Source organism: Flavobacterium sp., from assembly GCF_031411595.1.
In the GTDB taxonomy this organism is placed as follows: Bacteria; Bacteroidota; Bacteroidia; order Flavobacteriales; family Flavobacteriaceae; genus Flavobacterium.
Genome location: NZ_JANOBI010000027.1, coordinates 1 through 18413, shown reverse-complemented (window position 1 = coordinate 18413; position 18413 = coordinate 1). Strand labels below are relative to the sequence as shown.

The following is an 18413-nucleotide window of genomic DNA, read 5'->3' as shown; positions in this document are numbered from 1 at the left end:
GATTATATATTGGGATTGAGTAAGTGTTTTTCAAGTTCAAGAATTCCTTTTGGCGTAGCAATCGCTCGTGTGTGGTATTCCAATGCGTAGAGTTCGAGTTTTAAAGTTTCTTTTTCAGACATCGTATTTTCGTTGATGCTAAAAATCAAAGTGTAATAAAAATTGACAAATGCTTCCACATTAATATCAGCGCGGTACAAACCTTGTTCGACGCCTTTTTGAAGGTTTTGTGTGAAGCATTGTGTGCATTCACTAAATTCTTCCGACATGACTTTTTGGTGAATTTCGGGATAGTGTTTTTTAAGTTGATAAATCGGCGAAGTATCAGTCGTCTTAAATATTTCTTTAAAGATTTTTCTGATTTCAAAATTTTCTTCAATCGCATTGAAATCTTGTGATACAATATAATCGATGGCATCATTGATTTGCTTTTGTACCATGGCGGTACTTTCTTCAATCAGCACTTCTTTATTGCAAAAGTATTTGTAAATCGTTTTTTTGGAAATACACATATCAGCAGCAATATCATCCATTGTTACGCTCTTGAAACCTAGTTTCAAAAACATGTCGCACGCTTTGGTTATGATTTTCTCTTTCATGGGGATGTTAAAATTCTCGGGCAAAAATAGAACGGAAACTTTTAACACCAAAATAGTTTCCAAAGTATTCACAATTATTTAACATTAGGTTGTCGTGTGTCTTTTGTCATCCAAACGGAATACTGTAAATTAGCCAAAAATTACATTCATGCATTCCATTCAACAGTATCAACAATTCATAGCCGAGTATCTTCAAGCAGAGCAGCACAATAATGAGCCAAAGAATTTATACGAGCCTATTCATTATATATTAGGACTTGGCGGCAAACGAATCCGTCCGGTATTGACGTTGATGACTGCTGAAATTTTTGATGTTGATTACAAAAAGGCTTTGCCTGCTGCATTGGCGGTTGAGGTTTTCCATAATTTTTCGTTGATTCATGATGACATTATGGATGATGCACCTTTGCGTCGAGGGCACGAAACCGTTCATGAAAAATGGGATGTCAACACCGGAATTCTTTCAGGCGATGCGATGCTCATTTTAGCGTATCAATATTTCGAAAAATACGAACCGAATATTTTTAAAGAACTCGCCAAATTGTTCAGCAAAACGGCGCTCGAAGTTTGCGAAGGCCAGCAATGGGATGTTGATTTCGAAAATCGCGATGATGTTACGATTCCCGATTACCTCAAAATGATCGAATATAAAACCGCAGTTCTAGTGGCTGCTGCTATGAAAATGGGCGCAATCATTGCCGAAACGTCACAAGAAAACGCCAATTTAATTTATGAATTCGGATTGAATTTAGGTTTGGCATTTCAACTGCAAGATGATTATCTCGATGCATTCGGAAATCCTGAAACGTTCGGAAAGCAAGTCGGTGGCGACATCATCGAAAACAAGAAAACCTATTTATACCTCAAAGCAGTTGAGTTTGCTTCATCGGAAGATAACGAACAGTTGATGCATCTGTATTCGATTCAGCCTGATGACAATTCCGATAAAATCGACTCCGTAAAAGAAATTTTTAATCAAACCGGTGCGTCTGCAGCTACACAAAAAGCCATTGAAGAATATACGATGAAAGCTTTTTCGACTCTAGAAAAAATCAATATCGACAGCAATAAAAAAACAATGCTGCGGGCTTTTGGAGAAAATTTGATGGGAAGAAAAGTTTAATTTTTCAATGAATATGATTACTTCATTTTTCTTCAACAACCAAAAGCATCAACCCAAAGCGCAATTGTTTTTGGCGTTTTTCTTCACAGTTTTTACGATTGTCGCCTTAGGAATTGATTCTGTTTTTTTTACGAATCATTATTTCGATGGAAGAATTATTGTCAATTTTGCCGCAATCAGCTACTTCTCATTATTGTTTTTTATGGCTGATCTTGCTTTGAGAAAACTCATGTTTATGATGGTTTTTCTATCCTACATTGGCGAATTAATTTTCTGCAAATTATTGGGAATGTATGATTATCGCACCCAATTCATCCCATTATATGTTCCTTTTGGCCATGCAATTGTTTATGCTTCAGGCTATATTTTCGCGCATACCAATTGGGTAATCAACAATGAAAAAAGACTGCAAAAATTTTTCGCTGTATTTTTCATCACACTATTTCTAGCCGTTGGCGTTTTACTTAACGATATATTCTCGCTGATTTTCGGTGTTTTGTTCTTCGTGTTATTAAAAAGAAAACATTGGCAAAACCTCTATTATTGTATTGCACTTTGTGTTATCTTTATAGAGTTGGTTGGAACGTATTTTCAATGTTGGACATGGGTTCCGAAAACATACGGTGTCATTCCGGCAGCCAATCCACCGATGGGAGCGGTGTTTTTTTATGCTGGCGGCGATGTGTTGCTGGTGAAAATCATCTCCGTTTGGGACAAAAGAAAACAAAAAACAATTGCATAAATCAATGAATTTCATAGCGCCACAATCTACAGATGTTCTGCTTTCTGAAGCCGAAAAAGAAAACTTATACCTCAAATTAATCGAGCAAATCAACAAAGATTTCAACCTGGCTAACGAAGCCATCGATTTTCCGATGAGCACCAAACCCGATGAGCTTAAAGTGCAATTGCATGAAAAAATCTACCGTTTGATTCAATACAAATTCGCCGAATATCTCAACCTACTTTACATCATCGATGTGTCTGAAGAACAAATCAAAAAACTCGACGGCTCGGATATTGTAGAACTGTCGGAGCAGGTTTCATTCCTGATTTTAAAAAGAGAATGGATGAAAGTTTGGTTTAGAAATAAACTCTAATGAATGGCATAAAAGCTTCGCTGTATACAAAGTCATTTTTATTGTAAAGTACATTATAACGCAAGCCAATCGTCACATTATCCGTGCGATAACCCAAGCCTACATACAAAGCAGTATTCCAGAAATTACGACTGTAATCGACATCGACAAACTCCTGATTCACGCGCAATTCCTCAAGTTCGGCAGAAAGTTGAATTTCCTCAATAGGCGTAAACAAACCGATAACACTACCGCCATAGATGTAAGATTTATAACCTTCGTATTGATCGTTGCTTCTCACTTTGATGAAACTGCCTTGCAAACCAACGCCCGTCGCAAAATATTGATTGAAATTATAAATCGCACTAGGCGCAAGACTGATGTCGGTATAACCGGAGCCTACACTCAAACCGATGCCGCCTCCAAACTGCACATTTTCCCAGAAATTTCTAGCGCTTTTGTCTTTTCCTTGCGCGGAAATCAACGATGAAAATAGGATAAAAGTCAACACAAAAACACTTTTGAAATCAACTCGAAAAGCAGCATTTTTTATCATGATATGGGGTTTAATTTTTAAAAGATAAAAGTATCCAAAATAATTAAAATTTTATGGCATTTATTGTACTTTTGCGTAACATTTTTACAAATCAGGACATTCAATTAGAGTTATGGATAGGTTTTCCTTTTTAAACGCAGCACACACCGAATTTTTCGCAGATTTATACGAGCAATATTTAGAGAATCCAGACAGCGTTGAGCCTAGCTGGAGAAGTTTTTTCCAAGGTTTCGATTTTGGAATGAGCACTTACAACGAAGAGCAAGCCGTTGCGCAAATGAGCAACATCGCTTCTGACAACATTCAAAACGGTCAGTTATCTGAAAAAATCACAAAAGAATTTAGTGTTTTAAAACTCATCGATGGCTACAGAACCCGTGGGCATTTATTCACAGAAACCAATCCGGTTCGCGAACGTCGTCACTTTTTCCCAACATTAGATAAAGAAAATTTTGGACTTACAGATGCCGATCTCAATACCGTTTTCGATGCCGCTAAAATTTTAGGGCACCAACCGTCAACGTTGCAGGCGATTCTAGACCATCTTAAAAATGTCTATTGCCGTCATATCGGAATTGAATATATGTATATGCGTCATCCCGAAACCATCCAATGGATTCAGGATAAAATCAACATCAACGATAATCTTCCCAATTTCAATAATGAACAAAAGAAACACATCTTAAGCAAACTCAACGAAGCAGTTTCTTTCGAGAATTTCTTACATACCAAATACGTCGGTCAAAAACGTTTTTCACTCGAAGGCGGCGAATCGATCATTCCTGCTTTAGATGCATTAATCGAAGCGGCTGCCGAAAAAGGTGTAGAGCAATTCGTTATGGGCATGGCGCACCGTGGCCGTTTGAACGTTTTGGCCAATATTTTCAGAAAATCAACCCAAGATATTTTTTCAGAATTTGATGGAAAAGATTACGATCAGGAATATTTCGACGGCGATGTAAAATACCATTTGGGATTAACATCCGACAGAAAAACCAGTTCGGGAAAAAGTATCAATATCAATTTAGCACCGAATCCTTCACACCTCGAAACCGTTGGTGCTGTCATTGAAGGCATCACGCGTGCGAAACAAGACCATTATTTCCCTGATGATTTCTCGAAAGTGTTGCCGATTGCCGTACATGGTGATGCCGCAGTTGCAGGACAAGGAATTGTGTATGAAATTGTGCAAATGGCACAACTCGATGGTTACAAAACCGGAGGAACCATCCATTTAATCATCAACAACCAAGTCGGATTCACCACGAATTATCTCGATGCTCGTTCATCAACGTATTGCACCGATGTTGCCAAAGTGACATTGTCACCGGTATTGCACGTCAATGCAGATGATGTTGAATCGGTTGTTCATGCCATGTTGTTTGCACTCGATTTCAGAATGCAATTCGGTCGCGACGTATTCATCGATTTATTAGGCTACAGAAAATATGGGCATAACGAAGGCGATGAACCGCGTTTTACCCAACCATTGTTATACAAACTCATAGCAAAACACCAAAACCCAAGGGATATCTACGCAGAGAAATTATTATCGCAAGGCGTTATCGATGGGAATTTCGTGAAAGATTTAGAAACATCATACAAATTAGATTTAGATCAAAATCTAGAAGCATCGCGTAAAAAAGATTTAACGATCATCACGCCGTTCATGCAAAACGAATGGCAAGGCTTCAAACAAGTTTCCGATGATGTGATGCTGCAAAAAGTCGATACCACTTTCTCGAAAAAAGGATTGACTGAAATCGCTGAAGTGATTTGCAATTTGCCGAAAGACAAAAAATTCATCAGCAAAATCGAAAAACTCATCAACGATAGAAAAACGATGTTCTTCGAAACCAACAAGCTCGATTGGGCGATGGGCGAATTTTTGGCTTATGGTTCCTTAATGACCGAAGGTTATAACATTCGTATTTCAGGACAAGACGTAGAACGAGGCACTTTCTCACACCGCCATGCCGTAGTGAAAGTAGAAGACAGCGAAGAAGAAGTGATTTTGCTCAACAATCTCAAAAATGCTAAAGGAAAATTCAACATTTTCAATTCATTATTATCAGAATATGGCGTTGTAGGATTCGATTATGGTTACGCCTTAGCGAGCCCGAAAACACTAACGATTTGGGAAGCCCAATTTGGTGATTTCAGCAATGGAGCCCAAATCATGATCGACCAATACATCTCTTGTGGCGAAGACAAATGGAATAACCAAAACGGACTCGTGATGTTACTACCACACGGTTACGAAGGTCAAGGAGCCGAGCATTCATCTGCCAGAATGGAGCGTTACCTACAATTGTGCGCACGCCACAACATGTTCGTTGCCGATTGTACAACACCTGCCAATTTCTATCACTTGTTGCGCCGTCAAATGAAAACCGAATTCCGCAAACCGCTGATTGTGTTCACACCCAAAAGTTTGTTGCGCGATCCGAGAGTCGTTTCAACAGTCGAAGAATTTGCTACAGGAACATTCCAAGAAACGATCGATGATGTTACGGTAAACAAAAAAGACGTGAAAACATTGGTGTTCTGCACCGGAAAATTCTATTACGACCTCGATGCCGAAAGAGAAAACCTCGCAAGAAAAGATGTAGCCATTGTCAGAATCGAACAATTGTTTCCGTTGCCAGTCGAGCAATTAAAAGCGATTATTAAAAGTTACCCGAAAGCCGACGATTTCGTTTGGGCACAAGAGGAACCGAAAAATATGGGCGCCTACAGTTTTATGTTGATGAATTTCGATCTCGTCAAATGGAGATTGGCGTCACTAAAAGCCTACGCAGCACCAGCAGCCGGAAGTTACACCAGAGCGAAACGCCGTCATGCCGATGCGATTCGAATGGTATTCGATAAAAATTTATTTCAATAATGAGAAGCTGATCCTGCTGTACGCTAAATCTTTTCTGCGCTAAAGAAGCGCAAAAAAGGATGCCGTTGCCATCAGGGCTAGGACTGTCAAGACAAAAGCAACAAACCTTTAAAATACTATAAACCATCCAATGAAAAAATTTTTACTTTCTTTCCTTTTACTATTGATTTGCCAGTTTGCAGTGGGACAAACATTAAATTTTGTCAACAAAGCCGATATGCCAACAGCCCGTGCGGGTTTTTCAGCAGCCAGTTACGGCGCTGACGAATATATTGTAAACGGGTTTTCCAACACACAAGCGTATACATCCCAAATTGAAAAATACGATTTTCTGAACAATAGCTGGTCGACATTTGCAACATCACCTGCAACAATTGCTAAACGATATGGTAATGCTGCAATCCTGTCTAACATTCTCTATTTGTATAATGGAATCACAGCAACAGGATTAAATGATAAGCTCGAGGTTATAGAATTAAGCACCGGCAATGTTTCGGTACTTCCTAATTTAAACCCAAATCCCGTTTACAGCGCAGGATCTGCATTATATGGAGATTATCTGCTTTCTTTTGGAGGTTGCGTCAATGAATGGACAGGCAATTATTCTAATAAATTGTATAAAATCGCTCCATGGGGCGAATGGACGCAACTTGCCTATATGCCGATAGCACTTGAAACAAAAGGTACTGTAGTGTATGAAAACGGGAACGCCAAAATCTATGCTTTTGGCGGTTACAGTCAGACGGATGGACTTCATGAGAATTTTGAAACGGTTGCCACTACCGGAAACCTCGCTTTGACCAATTGGGTTAATGTTACTGAAACGGGAACAAAAGCATTCCAAGGGAAATTTTTTGGACCTAATAAATATGCCCAGATTTCCGCGTTTGGTGCAACGGCACCAGAGCAGGAAGCCTCAAACATAGCATGGTTGATTTCTCCAGTGATTCCGTTTGGTGTAACGTCTGATACGTATTTGAATTTTGATACCAAAGACGGTTTCTCTAATGGTGCGAGTTTACAGGCATATATCATCACGAATTGGACAGGAGATATCACAACTTCTACAAAAACATTGTTGAACGCTACGATTTCAAGTGGGCACACAACTGGTTACGCCCCGGACTTTGTTAATTCCGGATTGATTTCATTGGCTGGAAACCCAGGGAATTTTAGAATCGCTTTCAAATATAGTGGAGGATATGCAGATTCGGCAACAACGACTTTTCAAATTGATAATGTCAAAGTGTATTACGAATACAAATCAAGGAATGTTTATATTTATGATTTTAATGCCAATACTTGGACAACGCAGTGGGACGTTTTGCCTCAAGAAATATCAGCACATGATGTAACGATTGCCGACCCTTTTTCTTCGCCAGCTAAAATCTATGTTTCTGGAGATTACCAGAACCAGACTTTTTTAGGCGAATATAATACGGAAGACCATACTTTTACAAGCATCAACCAAACCAATATGATTGGACGTCGTCATCACAGTTCCGGAATTTTCGACAATAAGTTGTTCATTTTTGGGGGTAATACGACCAGCCAGATTTTGAGTTCTTTAAATAGTACCCAAAGTGCTGATTTGTCAACTTTAGCTACAACGACATTCAATAATCAGAATATCGTTTCGTTTTATCCGAACCCTGCAACCGATAAAATCAGTTTAAATCCCAATATAGAAAGCGCTTTATTGTATACTTTTGAAGGAAAGAAAATCGATGTGGCTGTTCAAAACAACGAGATCAATATTTCAGGTTTGGCCAATGGTATTTATCTGATTCAAGGCATCAATAAAGATGGAAGCCAATTTTCGGATAAACTCATCAAGAATTAATAACACACAACATTGTCTAACGACCTGTTCGCTAAGGCTCGGGTCATCATTTAAAATAACATACAATGATTTTAGAAATGAAAGTCCCATCACCGGGAGAATCCATCAAAGAAGTTGAAATCGCAACTTGGTTAGTCAAAGACGGCGATTACGTAGAAAAAGACCAAGCCATCGCAGAAGTCGATTCTGATAAAGCGACACTAGAATTGCCTGCCGAAGCCAGTGGAATTATCACGCTCAAAGCCGAAGAAGGTGACGCCGTTGCCGTTGGCGCTGTAGTTTGTTTAATCGATACTGACGGAGCAAAACCTTCAGGAAGTGCACCAGCTGCAGAAACAAAACCAGTGGCCGAAGCACCGAAAGTGGAGGCTAAACCGGAACCAAAAGCTGAGGCACCCAAAGCGGCTCCAACCTCATATGCTGCGAACACACCATCGCCCGCAGCTAAAAAAATATTAGACGAAAAAAACATACAACCATCGGATATCGTAGGAACCGGTAGAGACGGTAGAATTACCAAAGATGATGCGGTCAATGCCGTGCCTTCAATGGGAACTCCAACCGGTGGAAACCGTGGCTCAAGTAGAACAAAACTTTCAATGTTGCGTCGTAAAGTGGCCGAAAGATTGGTCGCTGCGAAAAACGAAACCGCAATGTTGACGACGTTCAATGAAGTCAATATGACGCCTATCAATACCGTCAGAAATGAATACAAAGATGCGTTCAAAGCCAAGCATGGCGGATTAGGTTTGGGTTATATGTCGTTCTTCACCAAAGCGGTAACCAGAGCATTGCAATTGTATCCGGACGTCAACTCGATGATTGACGGAACGGACAAAATTGCATACGATTTCTGCGATATTTCAGTAGCTGTTTCCGGGCCAAAAGGTTTGATGGTTCCTGTCGTTCGTTCGGCAGAAAACTTAACGTTCCGCGGTGTGGAAGCTGAAATCAAACGTTTGGCGATTCGTGCGCGTGACGGACAAATTACCGTTGATGATATGACTGGCGGAACCTTCACGATTTCTAATGGTGGTGTTTTCGGAAGCATGTTATCGACACCGATTATCAATCCACCACAATCTGGAATTTTAGGAATGCACAATATTATTGAGCGCCCCATTGCCGTGAATGGTCAAGTGGAAATTCATCCGATGATGTACGTGGCTTTATCTTATGATCACAGAATTATCGATGGCCGTGAGTCGGTTGGTTTCTTGGTTGCCGTGAAAGAAGCACTCGAAAATCCGCTAGAATTATTGATGAATGGCGATGCTAAAAAAGCATTGGAATTGTAACAATTAAGAATTTTTATAAATAAATCCCGCTTAGGAAACTAGACGGGATTTTTTGTTTATTTGTGATTCATGCGTGAAAGAAGTTTCCAATTCATACCAAGCTATCATGCGGAACGACTACGTGAGGGATAGTAGTGTATATCCTTTTGTGGCGGTGTTCGCCACAAAAGATTGCAACGGATAGCCCGGCCCGCAGGGACACGTCCAAAAACATTAAACAATGAAAGCAAACAAGAAGCAAGCAGCTATCGGATTTATCTTTATTACGATGCTGATTGATATTACGGGTTGGGGCATCATCATTCCGGTGATTCCGAAATTAATTAAAGAACTCATTCATGGCGATTTGAGTGAAGCCGCGAAAGTAGGTGGTTGGCTCACGTTTGCTTATGCGATAACACAATTTGTTTGCGCGCCGCTTATTGGAAATCTGAGTGATAAATACGGTCGCCGCCCGGTGATTTTGATTTCGCTGTTTGGGTTTTCGATCGATTATTTGTTTTTGTCGATGGCGCCTACGATTGGTTGGTTGTTTGTCGGACGCATTATTGCCGGAGTTACGGGAGCGAGTATTACTACGGCTTCGGCTTATATTGCCGACGTGAGTACACCTGAGAATCGCGCTAAAAATTTCGGGATGATTGGAGCTGCTTTTGGACTAGGATTTATCATCGGCCCAGTCATTGGCGGTTTGCTTGGACAGTATGGAGCCAGAGTTCCGTTTTATGCTGCTGCGGTTTTGTGTATGCTTAACTTTATTTATGGTTATTTTATTTTACCTGAATCTTTATCAAAAGAGAACCGACGTGAATTTGAGTGGAAGCGTGCCAATCCGGTAAGCGCTTTGTTGAATTTGAAAAAGTATCCACAAATTATTGGGCTCATATGTTCAATGTTTATTTTGTATGTAGCCTCGCATGCGGTGCAGAGCAATTGGAGTTATTTTACGATGTATCAATTGCATTGGGATGAAAAAATGGTCGGGATTTCTTTGGGCGCCATTGGTGTTTTGGTAGCAGTTGTTCAAGGTGGTTTGATTCGTTGGATTAATCCAAAACTGGGAAATCAAAAAAGTATTTATGTGGGTTTTGCGCTCTATGCAATTGGAATGTTTCTGTTTGCTTTTGCAACCCAAAGTTGGATGATGTTTGCCTTTTTAGTGCCGTATTGTTTGGGAGGAATCGCAGGTCCGGCATTGCAATCAGTAATATCAGGCGATGTGCCGAAGTCGGAGCAAGGAGAAATTCAAGGAACGCTGACGAGTTTGATGAGCGCCTCGGCGATTGTGGGTCCACCGTTGATGTCGATGTTGTTTTATTATTTTACGCATGCCGATGCACCGATTCAGTTTGCAGGCGCGCCGTTTATACTTGGTGGTTTGATGATGCTTGCGAGTGCGGTGATTGCGTATTTTTCGTTTAAAAAATAAAAAACCCCATCTTCAAATTAATGAAAATGGGATTTTTAGTTTATTGAAGTTTCAATTATTCTTTGATAATCTTCACTGTTTTTTCTTGACCTTCAGCAGTTACTTTCACGAAATAAACACCATTAGAAAATGGACTTAAATTAATTTCTGTTTGCAATTCGTTTACTTTTTTAGCAATCATGGTTTGTCCTAAAACCGAAGTAATTTCTATCGAATCAATGTTTGAATCATTTGAAATAGACAGCGTATTTTTTACCGGATTTGGGAAACAAACAAAATGGTTGAAAGCAAAATGGTCAACCCCTAAATTATTGATAATGGTGGTGGTTGCCACATTGGTCGCGATGGGCGCATTGAAATCAAAATAGATATTGGCAGTATTCGGAATCACATCTCCTACGGCAATTGAAGCCATTGGTTTTACTTTAAATGAAATATAACCGTGACTTAGAGGTTCGTTTGAAGTTCCGGGTAAATTAATGCCTTCAAATAAAAATTCGAGGTGATTGTTTTTGTTTTTTACTCTGCAATCATAACTTGAGTTTATTAATTTAAAAGTACTCCAATCTAATTTCGCATCTAAATCATTAAGTACTTTAATGTTGATAGCATTGGAAGTTCCCACATTTTGAAAACGAATTGTATAATGTAAATATTCCTGCTGCGCTCGCGCTAAAGTGATTGTTGCACCTTCATGAACAATAATATCGTTCGGGTCTTGCGAGTTGACCACCGTTTGATTGACCAAACACGTATTGTTGTTTGGCGTATAATCGGCGGCAACCGGAGTAATGTTTGCGGAGAACGGAATGACTTGACCAGCATCTACAGTAGGCGGAATGGCCACTTGAAATTTCACATTGTTAATTAATCGGATTCCAAAAGGAGGAATTTGGTCATAATCATATACTAATGAGTTGGTTGTTACGGTATTTGGTGAAGGGCTACTCGTTAGAAACGACATTTTGGTATTGTCGAACTGAAATGTAATCTGCCCACTAAGGGTGGTACTTCCATTATTTTTAAACCAAATATTGTAATAGGCAGGAAGTCCCGGAACAACATTAAACAAAGGAATCAGCACAATTTCTAAATCGTCAACGTTGCTATTGGCGGTTACACAAAAATCGGGTGCTGTTGTTGTACCCGGTGTGCTGAAATTAAAGACCTGTGTTGCTGGTGTAACGGTAAAATAACTTGGCAATCCTGTTACGGAAACCGTATTGGTTCCGGTGTCTCCGATTAGATAGTATTGTAATCCAAAATTGGATCTTGTGCTACTGGAATAAGTAGTGGCACCGTTTACATTTTGAACACCAATATTGTCTAAGTAGGGATCGCCTGAATCGCAACCATTGGCATTGGCATCGTATCTTATGTTTCCTAGAATTCTGTTTTTCAACACTACGACATAAGCATAATTTACATAACAATCCGACGGGTTTGATGCCACGCAGATTTGATACGGAACAACATAGGTTTCTTCAGGAACTGTTGGCGCAATGGTAATAGTGCCATCAGCATTTAAAGTAAAACCGGCAGGATTGTTTAAAGCAGTTAAGATGACATCCGATGCTGAAAAAGGATTGCCGTTGAGGGTGTCATTATTCAATACACTCGCGGTTGTTGAGTTGGGGTAATTCGGTGCGCCAAAATCATCATAGTTGGCTACTAACGCTGATGGGCCGGTTACATTGATATAAGCATTGGCATAACCACAAGATTGGAACTGCAAATCGCATACAGTATAATTGATCACGTAACTTCCAGGAGAAGTTCCGGGAAGAACCGAAACATTTCCATCATTATCGATGATGAACCCAGCAGGAATATTTGGGAAAGAAATGGAGACATTGTTCGAATTTAAAGGCCCCATGCATTCACTAAAATCATTATTAAGAACATTGCCGGCCAGACCTCCAATGGTATTGTCTATAGTACTTAAAAAATCATCATAGGCAGAAATAGACGGTGGGTAAATAAGCACAGTCACATAACCAATACTACAATTAGTAGGATGAGCAATTTCACACAATTGATACGTCAAAGTATATTGAGTCGGAAACTGAGGAGGAGTCATTACAATAACATTACCATTAGGATCGATGAAAATTTCAGGATAATTTGATAAGTGAGTTAATATAACATCTGCAGGATGAATCACATCTCCAGGCTGCGTGATATAAGTTTGCAAAATGGCTGGAACACCATTGAGTGTGTCCACATAATCTAAGTTAGTTCCGGAACCCAAAACATTTCCAATAGGACCAACAAAACAAATACTACTAAAAAAAGTATCAGGATTTGTAATCAGTTTCGTATTGATAGTAACGGTTCCCGTAGCGCAAAGCGTACTATTGGCAATCGAACAAATCTTATAAGTCAAAGTATAAGTGCCTCTGGGTGTGCCACCGGCTACAACAACATTGGTTCCCGAAATGGAAACGCCTGCGTTGGTCGTTGTAAGTTGGGTAATGGTAACGGTAGTTAATGTTGCTGCCGAACCATTCAGAGTGTCGTTGAGCAATACATTGCCCGCAGTAATATTCGATGCGCCATAAACAACACCAAAAGTGTCGTCATTCGCAACGATTTGAGCCAATGAAATCGTACTCCACAACAATCCGAAAAACAAAAGGGTGTAATTTTTTCTCATAAAATGAATTTAATAGGGATTAATTTTTACTAATCTTAACTGTTTTTGTTTGTCCATTCGCTTTCAATTTCACCAAATAGATTCCTTGATTTAATGATGATAAATCAATAGCGGCGTTATTGTAATGAATAGTTTTTGAAATTAATGTTTTCCCTAATACATCCATCACTTCAATAGTATCAATGGTTGTTGAAGTGTTTTTAAAAGCAAACGTTACGACATCCGAAGTCGGATTTGGATAATATTCGAAAGTATCGGCTTCAAAAGCATTCACACCTAAAGTGGCAACAAATTGAGTGGTGCAAGTATTGGTCACAATCGCCGGATTGAAGTCGAAGAAAATATCCGCGGTGTTCGGAATAATATCGCCCAAAGCAAATCCAGGTTTTGGTTTGATTTTGAAAACGATATAGCCATGACCGGTCACTTCATCACCCGAAACGGATGGTGGCAGATTGATACCGTCAAATCGCCAATTCAAATTCGTTCCCATTCTGTCTAAAACATAAGGATGGCTGGTTGCGACCATTTTTATTGAAGTCTCGTCGAGCTTCGAATCTAGTGCATCATTAACACGAATGTTGAGGGCTTCAGCAGTTCCGGTATTTTCAAAACGAATCGTATAGGTTAAATAATCATTGGCCGTAAAAGCAGCATGTAAAATTTTGCCGCCATGGCTTTCCGTTTTCTCATTCGGGTCAAAGGAGCCTACTATATTTTGAGCTATGGCCGCATTGTTATTGGCAATGTTGGCATCGGTCGGAGTGATCGAAACCGAATTGGTGAGTAATTGCCCCAAGCTTACTGTTGGAATTACAGGCACTTGCATCGTTATGGTTACCGATCTGGATTCGCCAGGAATAAGATTGTAAAAATCTAAAGTAAATCCGTTGGCGTTGTTTACAAATCCGGAGTCAGAAACAGCAGTAATGGTTACTGCATTGTCTTTGGTAAAAGTAATGGTACCGTTCGGAATGTTTTGATTTCCTTCATTCTTGAAATTAATCGTGTTGGTGTATGTAAACCCGGGTCTAGGTCTATTCCAATACGCATTAAGATTGACAGCAATATCAGTACAAGGAACTATGGTAATCGCAAAATTATACGTTACAATTCCGGAGCCATTAGCTACAGTAACACCAGTGTATGAAGATGTAGCCACCGAATATTGTGTGCCGCAATAATTGTTGTTAGGATTGATGTTATACTGTAAAGTATATGAATTCGCCGGATTGGTTTCGTATAGATAATGTATCCCGGTTGAGGTAATCACGTTGTGTGTTTCCCCGGAATTGATTTGATAGCTAAAAGTACCTTCGGTATAATTTAGTTCGCCGTTGTCCTGAGCACCATTATTATTGGTATCGATAAAAGCGTTGCATTTGATACCGTCAGAAATATTTAAAGGCACATCTATCATTATACTAAAAGGATTAATACCTGGGTTAGAAACACCCATGTTGATGGGCGAATGAACAAGACCATTGTTGATGTGTTCCTGCGTAATCGGTGCATATCCTGTCAGTGTTGTTGAATCTGTTGTTAACGGAGCAAGATTTTGTATAGGGCCGCCTGTTGGTGTGATAAGATAGTAAACGGCAACATCATTCATCGTGCAAGTTGGACTGTTATTGGATACAGAAAACTGATAATTCACAATATCGCCAACGTTAACAATACCATCGCTGTTATAGTCTTGATAGGTTCCGCTTCCAGTTGCATAAAGTGGATTCTCAATAGTTAAATAGCCAGCGGGATTGAAGTATTGCGCAACGACTCCACAATTATCGTTGGTAATGTCATAACCATAATTTCCGAAGGTGAGCCCTGGGATGGTTAAGTCGAATGATTGTCCGGGAAATAGCGGATAAGTTCCAACAACAGTAGATTGTCCGCCCCCGTCTCTATACAACTTGAGGGTACATGGGCTGGTAACACCCGAAACATTATGGATGGTAATCGTGCCACTATTCACATCTTCACAAGTTGGTTGCGTGATGATGCTAGCGAAAGTTGTCAAACGGTGTATGATAAAAGTAATCGTACCTAAATTGGACGTGTTTCCAGAAAGATCTTGAACGGTATAGGTTACGTTTACATTTTGAATCGGAAAATTTCCAGGAAAAGGAAAGGCCATAAAAGAAAAATTACCATTCGACACGTAAAAAATCCCTTGGGGGTTTAGTGCTAATTGGGTTTGAATTCCGGGTTGGGTTTGATCGATATCCACCGTACTCCAATCGATACCGCCACCGGAATTAGAGACACTTCCATTACTCACCAAAGACATAAAAGGCTGATTGCAATCCGAAGCAAATACTTCGAAAGTTACCTGGTTAGCGATTGGTGCTTGACCGAAAGAGAAGTTGCTAAATAATATTCCAAAAAATAAAAATATCAGTGTGTAATTTTGTTTCATAAATAAACTTTAAAAATATTATTTCTTACTAATCTTTACTGTTTTTGTTTGCCCGTTGGCATTTAATTTTACCAAATATATACCTTTTTCTAAAGATGACAAATCAATCATAGCATCGTTATGGTTGATGGTTTTTGAAAGCAACGTTTTACCCAAAATATCCATCACTTCAATAGTATCAATGGTTGTTGAAGTATTTTTAAAAGCGAACGATACAACATCCGAAGTTGGATTCGGATAATATTCGAAAGTATCAACGTCAAAAGCATTCACGCCTAAAGTAGCAACAAATTCTGTAGTGCAAATATTGGTTTCGATTGCCGGATTAAAATCAAAGAAGATATCGGCAGTATTCGGAATAATATCGCCCAAATCAAATCCCGGTTTGGGTTTTACTTGAAAAATAATATACCCATGACCGGTCACTTCATCATTTGGAATTGAAGGTGATAAATTAACACCATCAAATCGCCAATTTAAATTCGAACCCACTCTGTCTAAAACATACGGATGACTCGCGCGTACCATTTTTATCGAAGATTCGTCGAGTTTAGCGTCCAATACATCATTTACGCGAATATTAATGGCAGCAGCTGTTCCCGTATTTTCAAAACGAATCATATAAGTCAAATAATCATTGGCTGTAAATGTGGAATGCAGAATTTTTCCGTCGTGAACTTCTGTTTTATCATTAGGGTCTAAAGACCCGGTGATGGTTTGAGTAAGCGTTGCATTATTATTCAATGCATTAGTGTCTGAAGGCGGAATTGTAATGGCAACAGCATTTGTCAATTGATCTCCCAAAGCCACCGCAGGAATTGGCGGCACTTGAACCGTTACCGTAATCGATTGAGATACATTGGGCAATAAATCAGTGAAATTATAAGTAAAACCGGCAACAGTTGTTGTGGCACTTGCCTCAGAAATACCAACGATATTCAACAAGTTGTCTTTGGTAAAAGTAATCGTTCCGGAGGGTAATATTTGATTACTATAGTTAATATATTCAATGCGCAAATTACAAGGAAAACCCGGTCTTGCATTTTCCAATTTATTTAGATAAACCGCGACGTCCTGACAAACATTAGTGAACGGTATAGGGAAATTATAAGTCGTAATTCCTGAGCCTAATGCTACAGTGATATTGGAATAGGTAGTGGGTAAAGTTTCGTATTGATGGGTACAATAATTATAAAACGAACAACTCAAATTATAAGTGTTCGAAGGATTGGTTTCGTATAGAATTAGGAATGTGTCATAGCCATACAAAAAATGATAAATCGGTTGGTTGTTTAGCTCGTAATTGAAATGACAGTTGTTATTAGGTATTTCGCCATTGTCTTGAATACCATTGTTGTTGATGTCTACAAAAGCATTCATTTTAATGCCATCATTAAGCGATAACGTTACGGGATTTTGATTAGAAATTTTTGTGTAATTTCTATGACCATTCGACAATGCACCAATACCAATCCAATTAAAAACGTTGCCATTGGTAATATCATTTTGTGACAGCGGATAATTAAGATAACCCGACGTATCCGTAGTATTGGATTGCAAATTAAAGATTGTATTTTCTATGTAGGTCGGCCAACTTGATATAAAGAAAGTCACGGTTTCCATCGGACATGCTAAGGTGTTGGTTATGCTTAAATCGTATCGTATAATATCACCAAGATTGGTAATTCCGTCATTGTTATAATCTACATAAGTTCCGGTCACATTGCCTTGAAGCCCATCTAGATTTCCGGGACTCTGATAGACAGTAGGCCCAGAAAAACAACCCAAAGCATCTCGAACTTTATAACGATAACTTTGATTTTCGGATAATCCTGTATCGGTGTAAGTGGCTCCCGAACCTGTCGTTAACTCAGAAAAGAATGAGCTCGAACCGTCGGTGCGGTATAATGTCCATGTTCCAGATGGCAAACCGTTGATGATGATGTTTCCCACAGCTATATTACAATCGCTTACAACTGTGGGTGTTGGTAAATTACAAACATTAACGGTAATTATTCCGGTAGCACAATTGCTTAAATTTCCTACTTGACAAATCCGGTAAGTAATAGAATAAGTTCCTACTGCTGTTCCTGCTGCTACGACAACATAACCACCAAGACTTGTCTCCAATGTAATCGAAGGATTAGACGTAGAAAGTTGCGTCAATTGTACTTGTGATGGGGTAATCCCAACGCCATTTAGATAGTCATTTGAAATGACACTGGAAGCTCCTAAACTTTGAGATGAACTGCCTTCAACACCATTTAAATTATTATAAGTATCATCATTCGCAACGATTTGACTAAATGAAATTGTACTCCACAACAATCCGAAAAATAAAAGGGTATAATTTTTTTTCATAAATGAATTTAAAAGCGGTTAATGCTTACTAATCTTAACTGTTTTTGTTTGCCCGTTCGCTTTCAATGTCACTAAATACATGCCTGTTGTCAATGCCGATAAATCGATTGTGGTATTGTTGTAATGAATGGTTTTTGAAATTAATGTTTTGCCTAAAACATCC

Annotated in this window: 13 protein-coding genes; 7 read left to right on the top strand and 6 right to left on the bottom strand. The window is 39.2% G+C overall.

All coding sequences use genetic code 11. The features are described 5' to 3' along the window. Nucleotides 1-2: 2 nt before the first annotated feature. Nucleotides 3-599: a TetR/AcrR family transcriptional regulator gene (locus RMO03_RS06030; protein WP_309641194.1), complete on the bottom strand. Its 597-nt coding sequence runs from the start codon at nucleotides 597-599 to the stop codon at nucleotides 3-5. Between the two features lie 148 nt (nucleotides 600-747). Here RMO03_RS06030 and RMO03_RS06025 point away from each other — a divergent pair, with 148 nt between their 5' ends. From RMO03_RS06025 to RMO03_RS06015, 3 genes are read left to right on the top strand one after another with little or no spacing between them, the layout of a single operon-like run. Then, on the top strand, nucleotides 748-1722 hold the full coding sequence (locus RMO03_RS06025; RefSeq protein WP_309641193.1) for a polyprenyl synthetase family protein: 975 nt from the start codon (nucleotides 748-750) through the stop codon (nucleotides 1720-1722). 13 nt (nucleotides 1723-1735) lie between these two features. Further along, a complete protein-coding gene (locus tag RMO03_RS06020) occupies nucleotides 1736-2464 on the top strand; it encodes a hypothetical protein (RefSeq protein ID WP_309641192.1) in 729 nt (242 codons plus the stop codon). Nucleotides 2465-2468: 4 nt separating this feature from the next. Further along, nucleotides 2469-2822, top strand: coding sequence for a hypothetical protein (locus RMO03_RS06015; RefSeq protein WP_309641191.1), 354 nt, complete (start codon nucleotides 2469-2471; stop codon nucleotides 2820-2822). Here the strand turns inward: RMO03_RS06015 and RMO03_RS06010 are convergent. Then, nucleotides 2806-3357: a hypothetical protein gene (locus tag RMO03_RS06010; protein ID WP_309641190.1), complete on the bottom strand. Its 552-nt coding sequence runs from the start codon at nucleotides 3355-3357 to the stop codon at nucleotides 2806-2808. The genes RMO03_RS06015 and RMO03_RS06010 overlap by 17 nt on opposite strands. Before the next feature lie 112 nt (nucleotides 3358-3469). On the opposite strand from RMO03_RS06010, the gene RMO03_RS06005 reads away from it, so the two are divergent. The 4 genes from RMO03_RS06005 (at nucleotide 3470) to RMO03_RS05990 (ending at nucleotide 10814) form a co-directional block, all read left to right on the top strand. Further along, nucleotides 3470-6244 carry a 2-oxoglutarate dehydrogenase E1 component gene (locus RMO03_RS06005; protein ID WP_309641189.1) on the top strand — a complete coding sequence of 925 codons (2775 nt, stop codon included), beginning with the start codon at nucleotides 3470-3472 and terminating at the stop codon, nucleotides 6242-6244. A gap of 130 nt (nucleotides 6245-6374) precedes the next feature. Next, complete coding sequence (locus RMO03_RS06000; RefSeq protein ID WP_309641188.1) at nucleotides 6375-8087, top strand: T9SS type A sorting domain-containing protein; 1713 nt, start codon at nucleotides 6375-6377, stop codon at nucleotides 8085-8087. A gap of 65 nt (nucleotides 8088-8152) precedes the next feature. Beyond that, nucleotides 8153-9385 carry a 2-oxoglutarate dehydrogenase complex dihydrolipoyllysine-residue succinyltransferase gene (gene odhB, locus RMO03_RS05995; RefSeq protein WP_309641187.1) on the top strand — a complete coding sequence of 411 codons (1233 nt, stop codon included), beginning with the start codon at nucleotides 8153-8155 and terminating at the stop codon, nucleotides 9383-9385. 220 nt (nucleotides 9386-9605) lie between these two features. Further along, complete coding sequence (locus RMO03_RS05990) at nucleotides 9606-10814, top strand: TCR/Tet family MFS transporter (RefSeq protein WP_309641186.1); 1209 nt, start codon at nucleotides 9606-9608, stop codon at nucleotides 10812-10814. A gap of 55 nt (nucleotides 10815-10869) precedes the next feature. On the opposite strand, the gene RMO03_RS05985 is transcribed toward RMO03_RS05990, so the two are convergent. From RMO03_RS05985 to RMO03_RS14125, 4 genes are all read right to left on the bottom strand, one after another. Continuing rightward, nucleotides 10870-13470: a T9SS type A sorting domain-containing protein gene (locus RMO03_RS05985; protein WP_309641185.1), complete on the bottom strand. Its 2601-nt coding sequence runs from the start codon at nucleotides 13468-13470 to the stop codon at nucleotides 10870-10872. 19 nt (nucleotides 13471-13489) lie between these two features. Then, nucleotides 13490-15889: a T9SS type A sorting domain-containing protein gene (locus RMO03_RS05980; protein WP_309641184.1), complete on the bottom strand. Its 2400-nt coding sequence runs from the start codon at nucleotides 15887-15889 to the stop codon at nucleotides 13490-13492. A gap of 18 nt (nucleotides 15890-15907) precedes the next feature. Then, the gene (locus RMO03_RS05975; RefSeq protein ID WP_309641183.1) at nucleotides 15908-18250 is read right to left on the bottom strand and encodes a T9SS type A sorting domain-containing protein; all 2343 of its coding nucleotides are present in this window, start codon (nucleotides 18248-18250) and stop codon (nucleotides 15908-15910) included. Nucleotides 18251-18268: 18 nt separating this feature from the next. Continuing rightward, nucleotides 18269-18413, bottom strand: a 145-nt coding sequence (locus RMO03_RS14125; RefSeq protein WP_409024908.1) for a T9SS type A sorting domain-containing protein, incomplete at its 5' end; no start/stop codon positions are given.

Bases quoted from the DNA above. Each gene is read 5' to 3' on its own strand.
- RMO03_RS05975 (WP_309641183.1), bottom strand. From the start codon at position 18,250: ATGAAAAAAAATTATACCCTTTTATTTTTCGGATTGTTGTGGAGTACA.
- RMO03_RS05990 (WP_309641186.1), top strand. From the start codon at position 9,606: ATGAAAGCAAACAAGAAGCAAGCAGCTATCGGATTTATCTTTATTACG.
- RMO03_RS06000 (WP_309641188.1), top strand. From the start codon at position 6,375: ATGAAAAAATTTTTACTTTCTTTCCTTTTACTATTGATTTGCCAGTTT.
- RMO03_RS05980 (WP_309641184.1), bottom strand. From the start codon at position 15,889: ATGAAACAAAATTACACACTGATATTTTTATTTTTTGGAATATTATTT.
- RMO03_RS06025 (WP_309641193.1), top strand. From the start codon at position 748: ATGCATTCCATTCAACAGTATCAACAATTCATAGCCGAGTATCTTCAA.
- odhB (WP_309641187.1), top strand. From the start codon at position 8,153: ATGATTTTAGAAATGAAAGTCCCATCACCGGGAGAATCCATCAAAGAA.
- RMO03_RS05985 (WP_309641185.1), bottom strand. From the start codon at position 13,470: ATGAGAAAAAATTACACCCTTTTGTTTTTCGGATTGTTGTGGAGTACG.
- RMO03_RS06020 (WP_309641192.1), top strand. From the start codon at position 1,736: ATGATTACTTCATTTTTCTTCAACAACCAAAAGCATCAACCCAAAGCG.
- RMO03_RS06005 (WP_309641189.1), top strand. From the start codon at position 3,470: ATGGATAGGTTTTCCTTTTTAAACGCAGCACACACCGAATTTTTCGCA.
- RMO03_RS06010 (WP_309641190.1), bottom strand. From the start codon at position 3,357: ATGATAAAAAATGCTGCTTTTCGAGTTGATTTCAAAAGTGTTTTTGTG.
- RMO03_RS06030 (WP_309641194.1), bottom strand. From the start codon at position 599: ATGAAAGAGAAAATCATAACCAAAGCGTGCGACATGTTTTTGAAACTA.
- RMO03_RS06015 (WP_309641191.1), top strand. From the start codon at position 2,469: ATGAATTTCATAGCGCCACAATCTACAGATGTTCTGCTTTCTGAAGCC.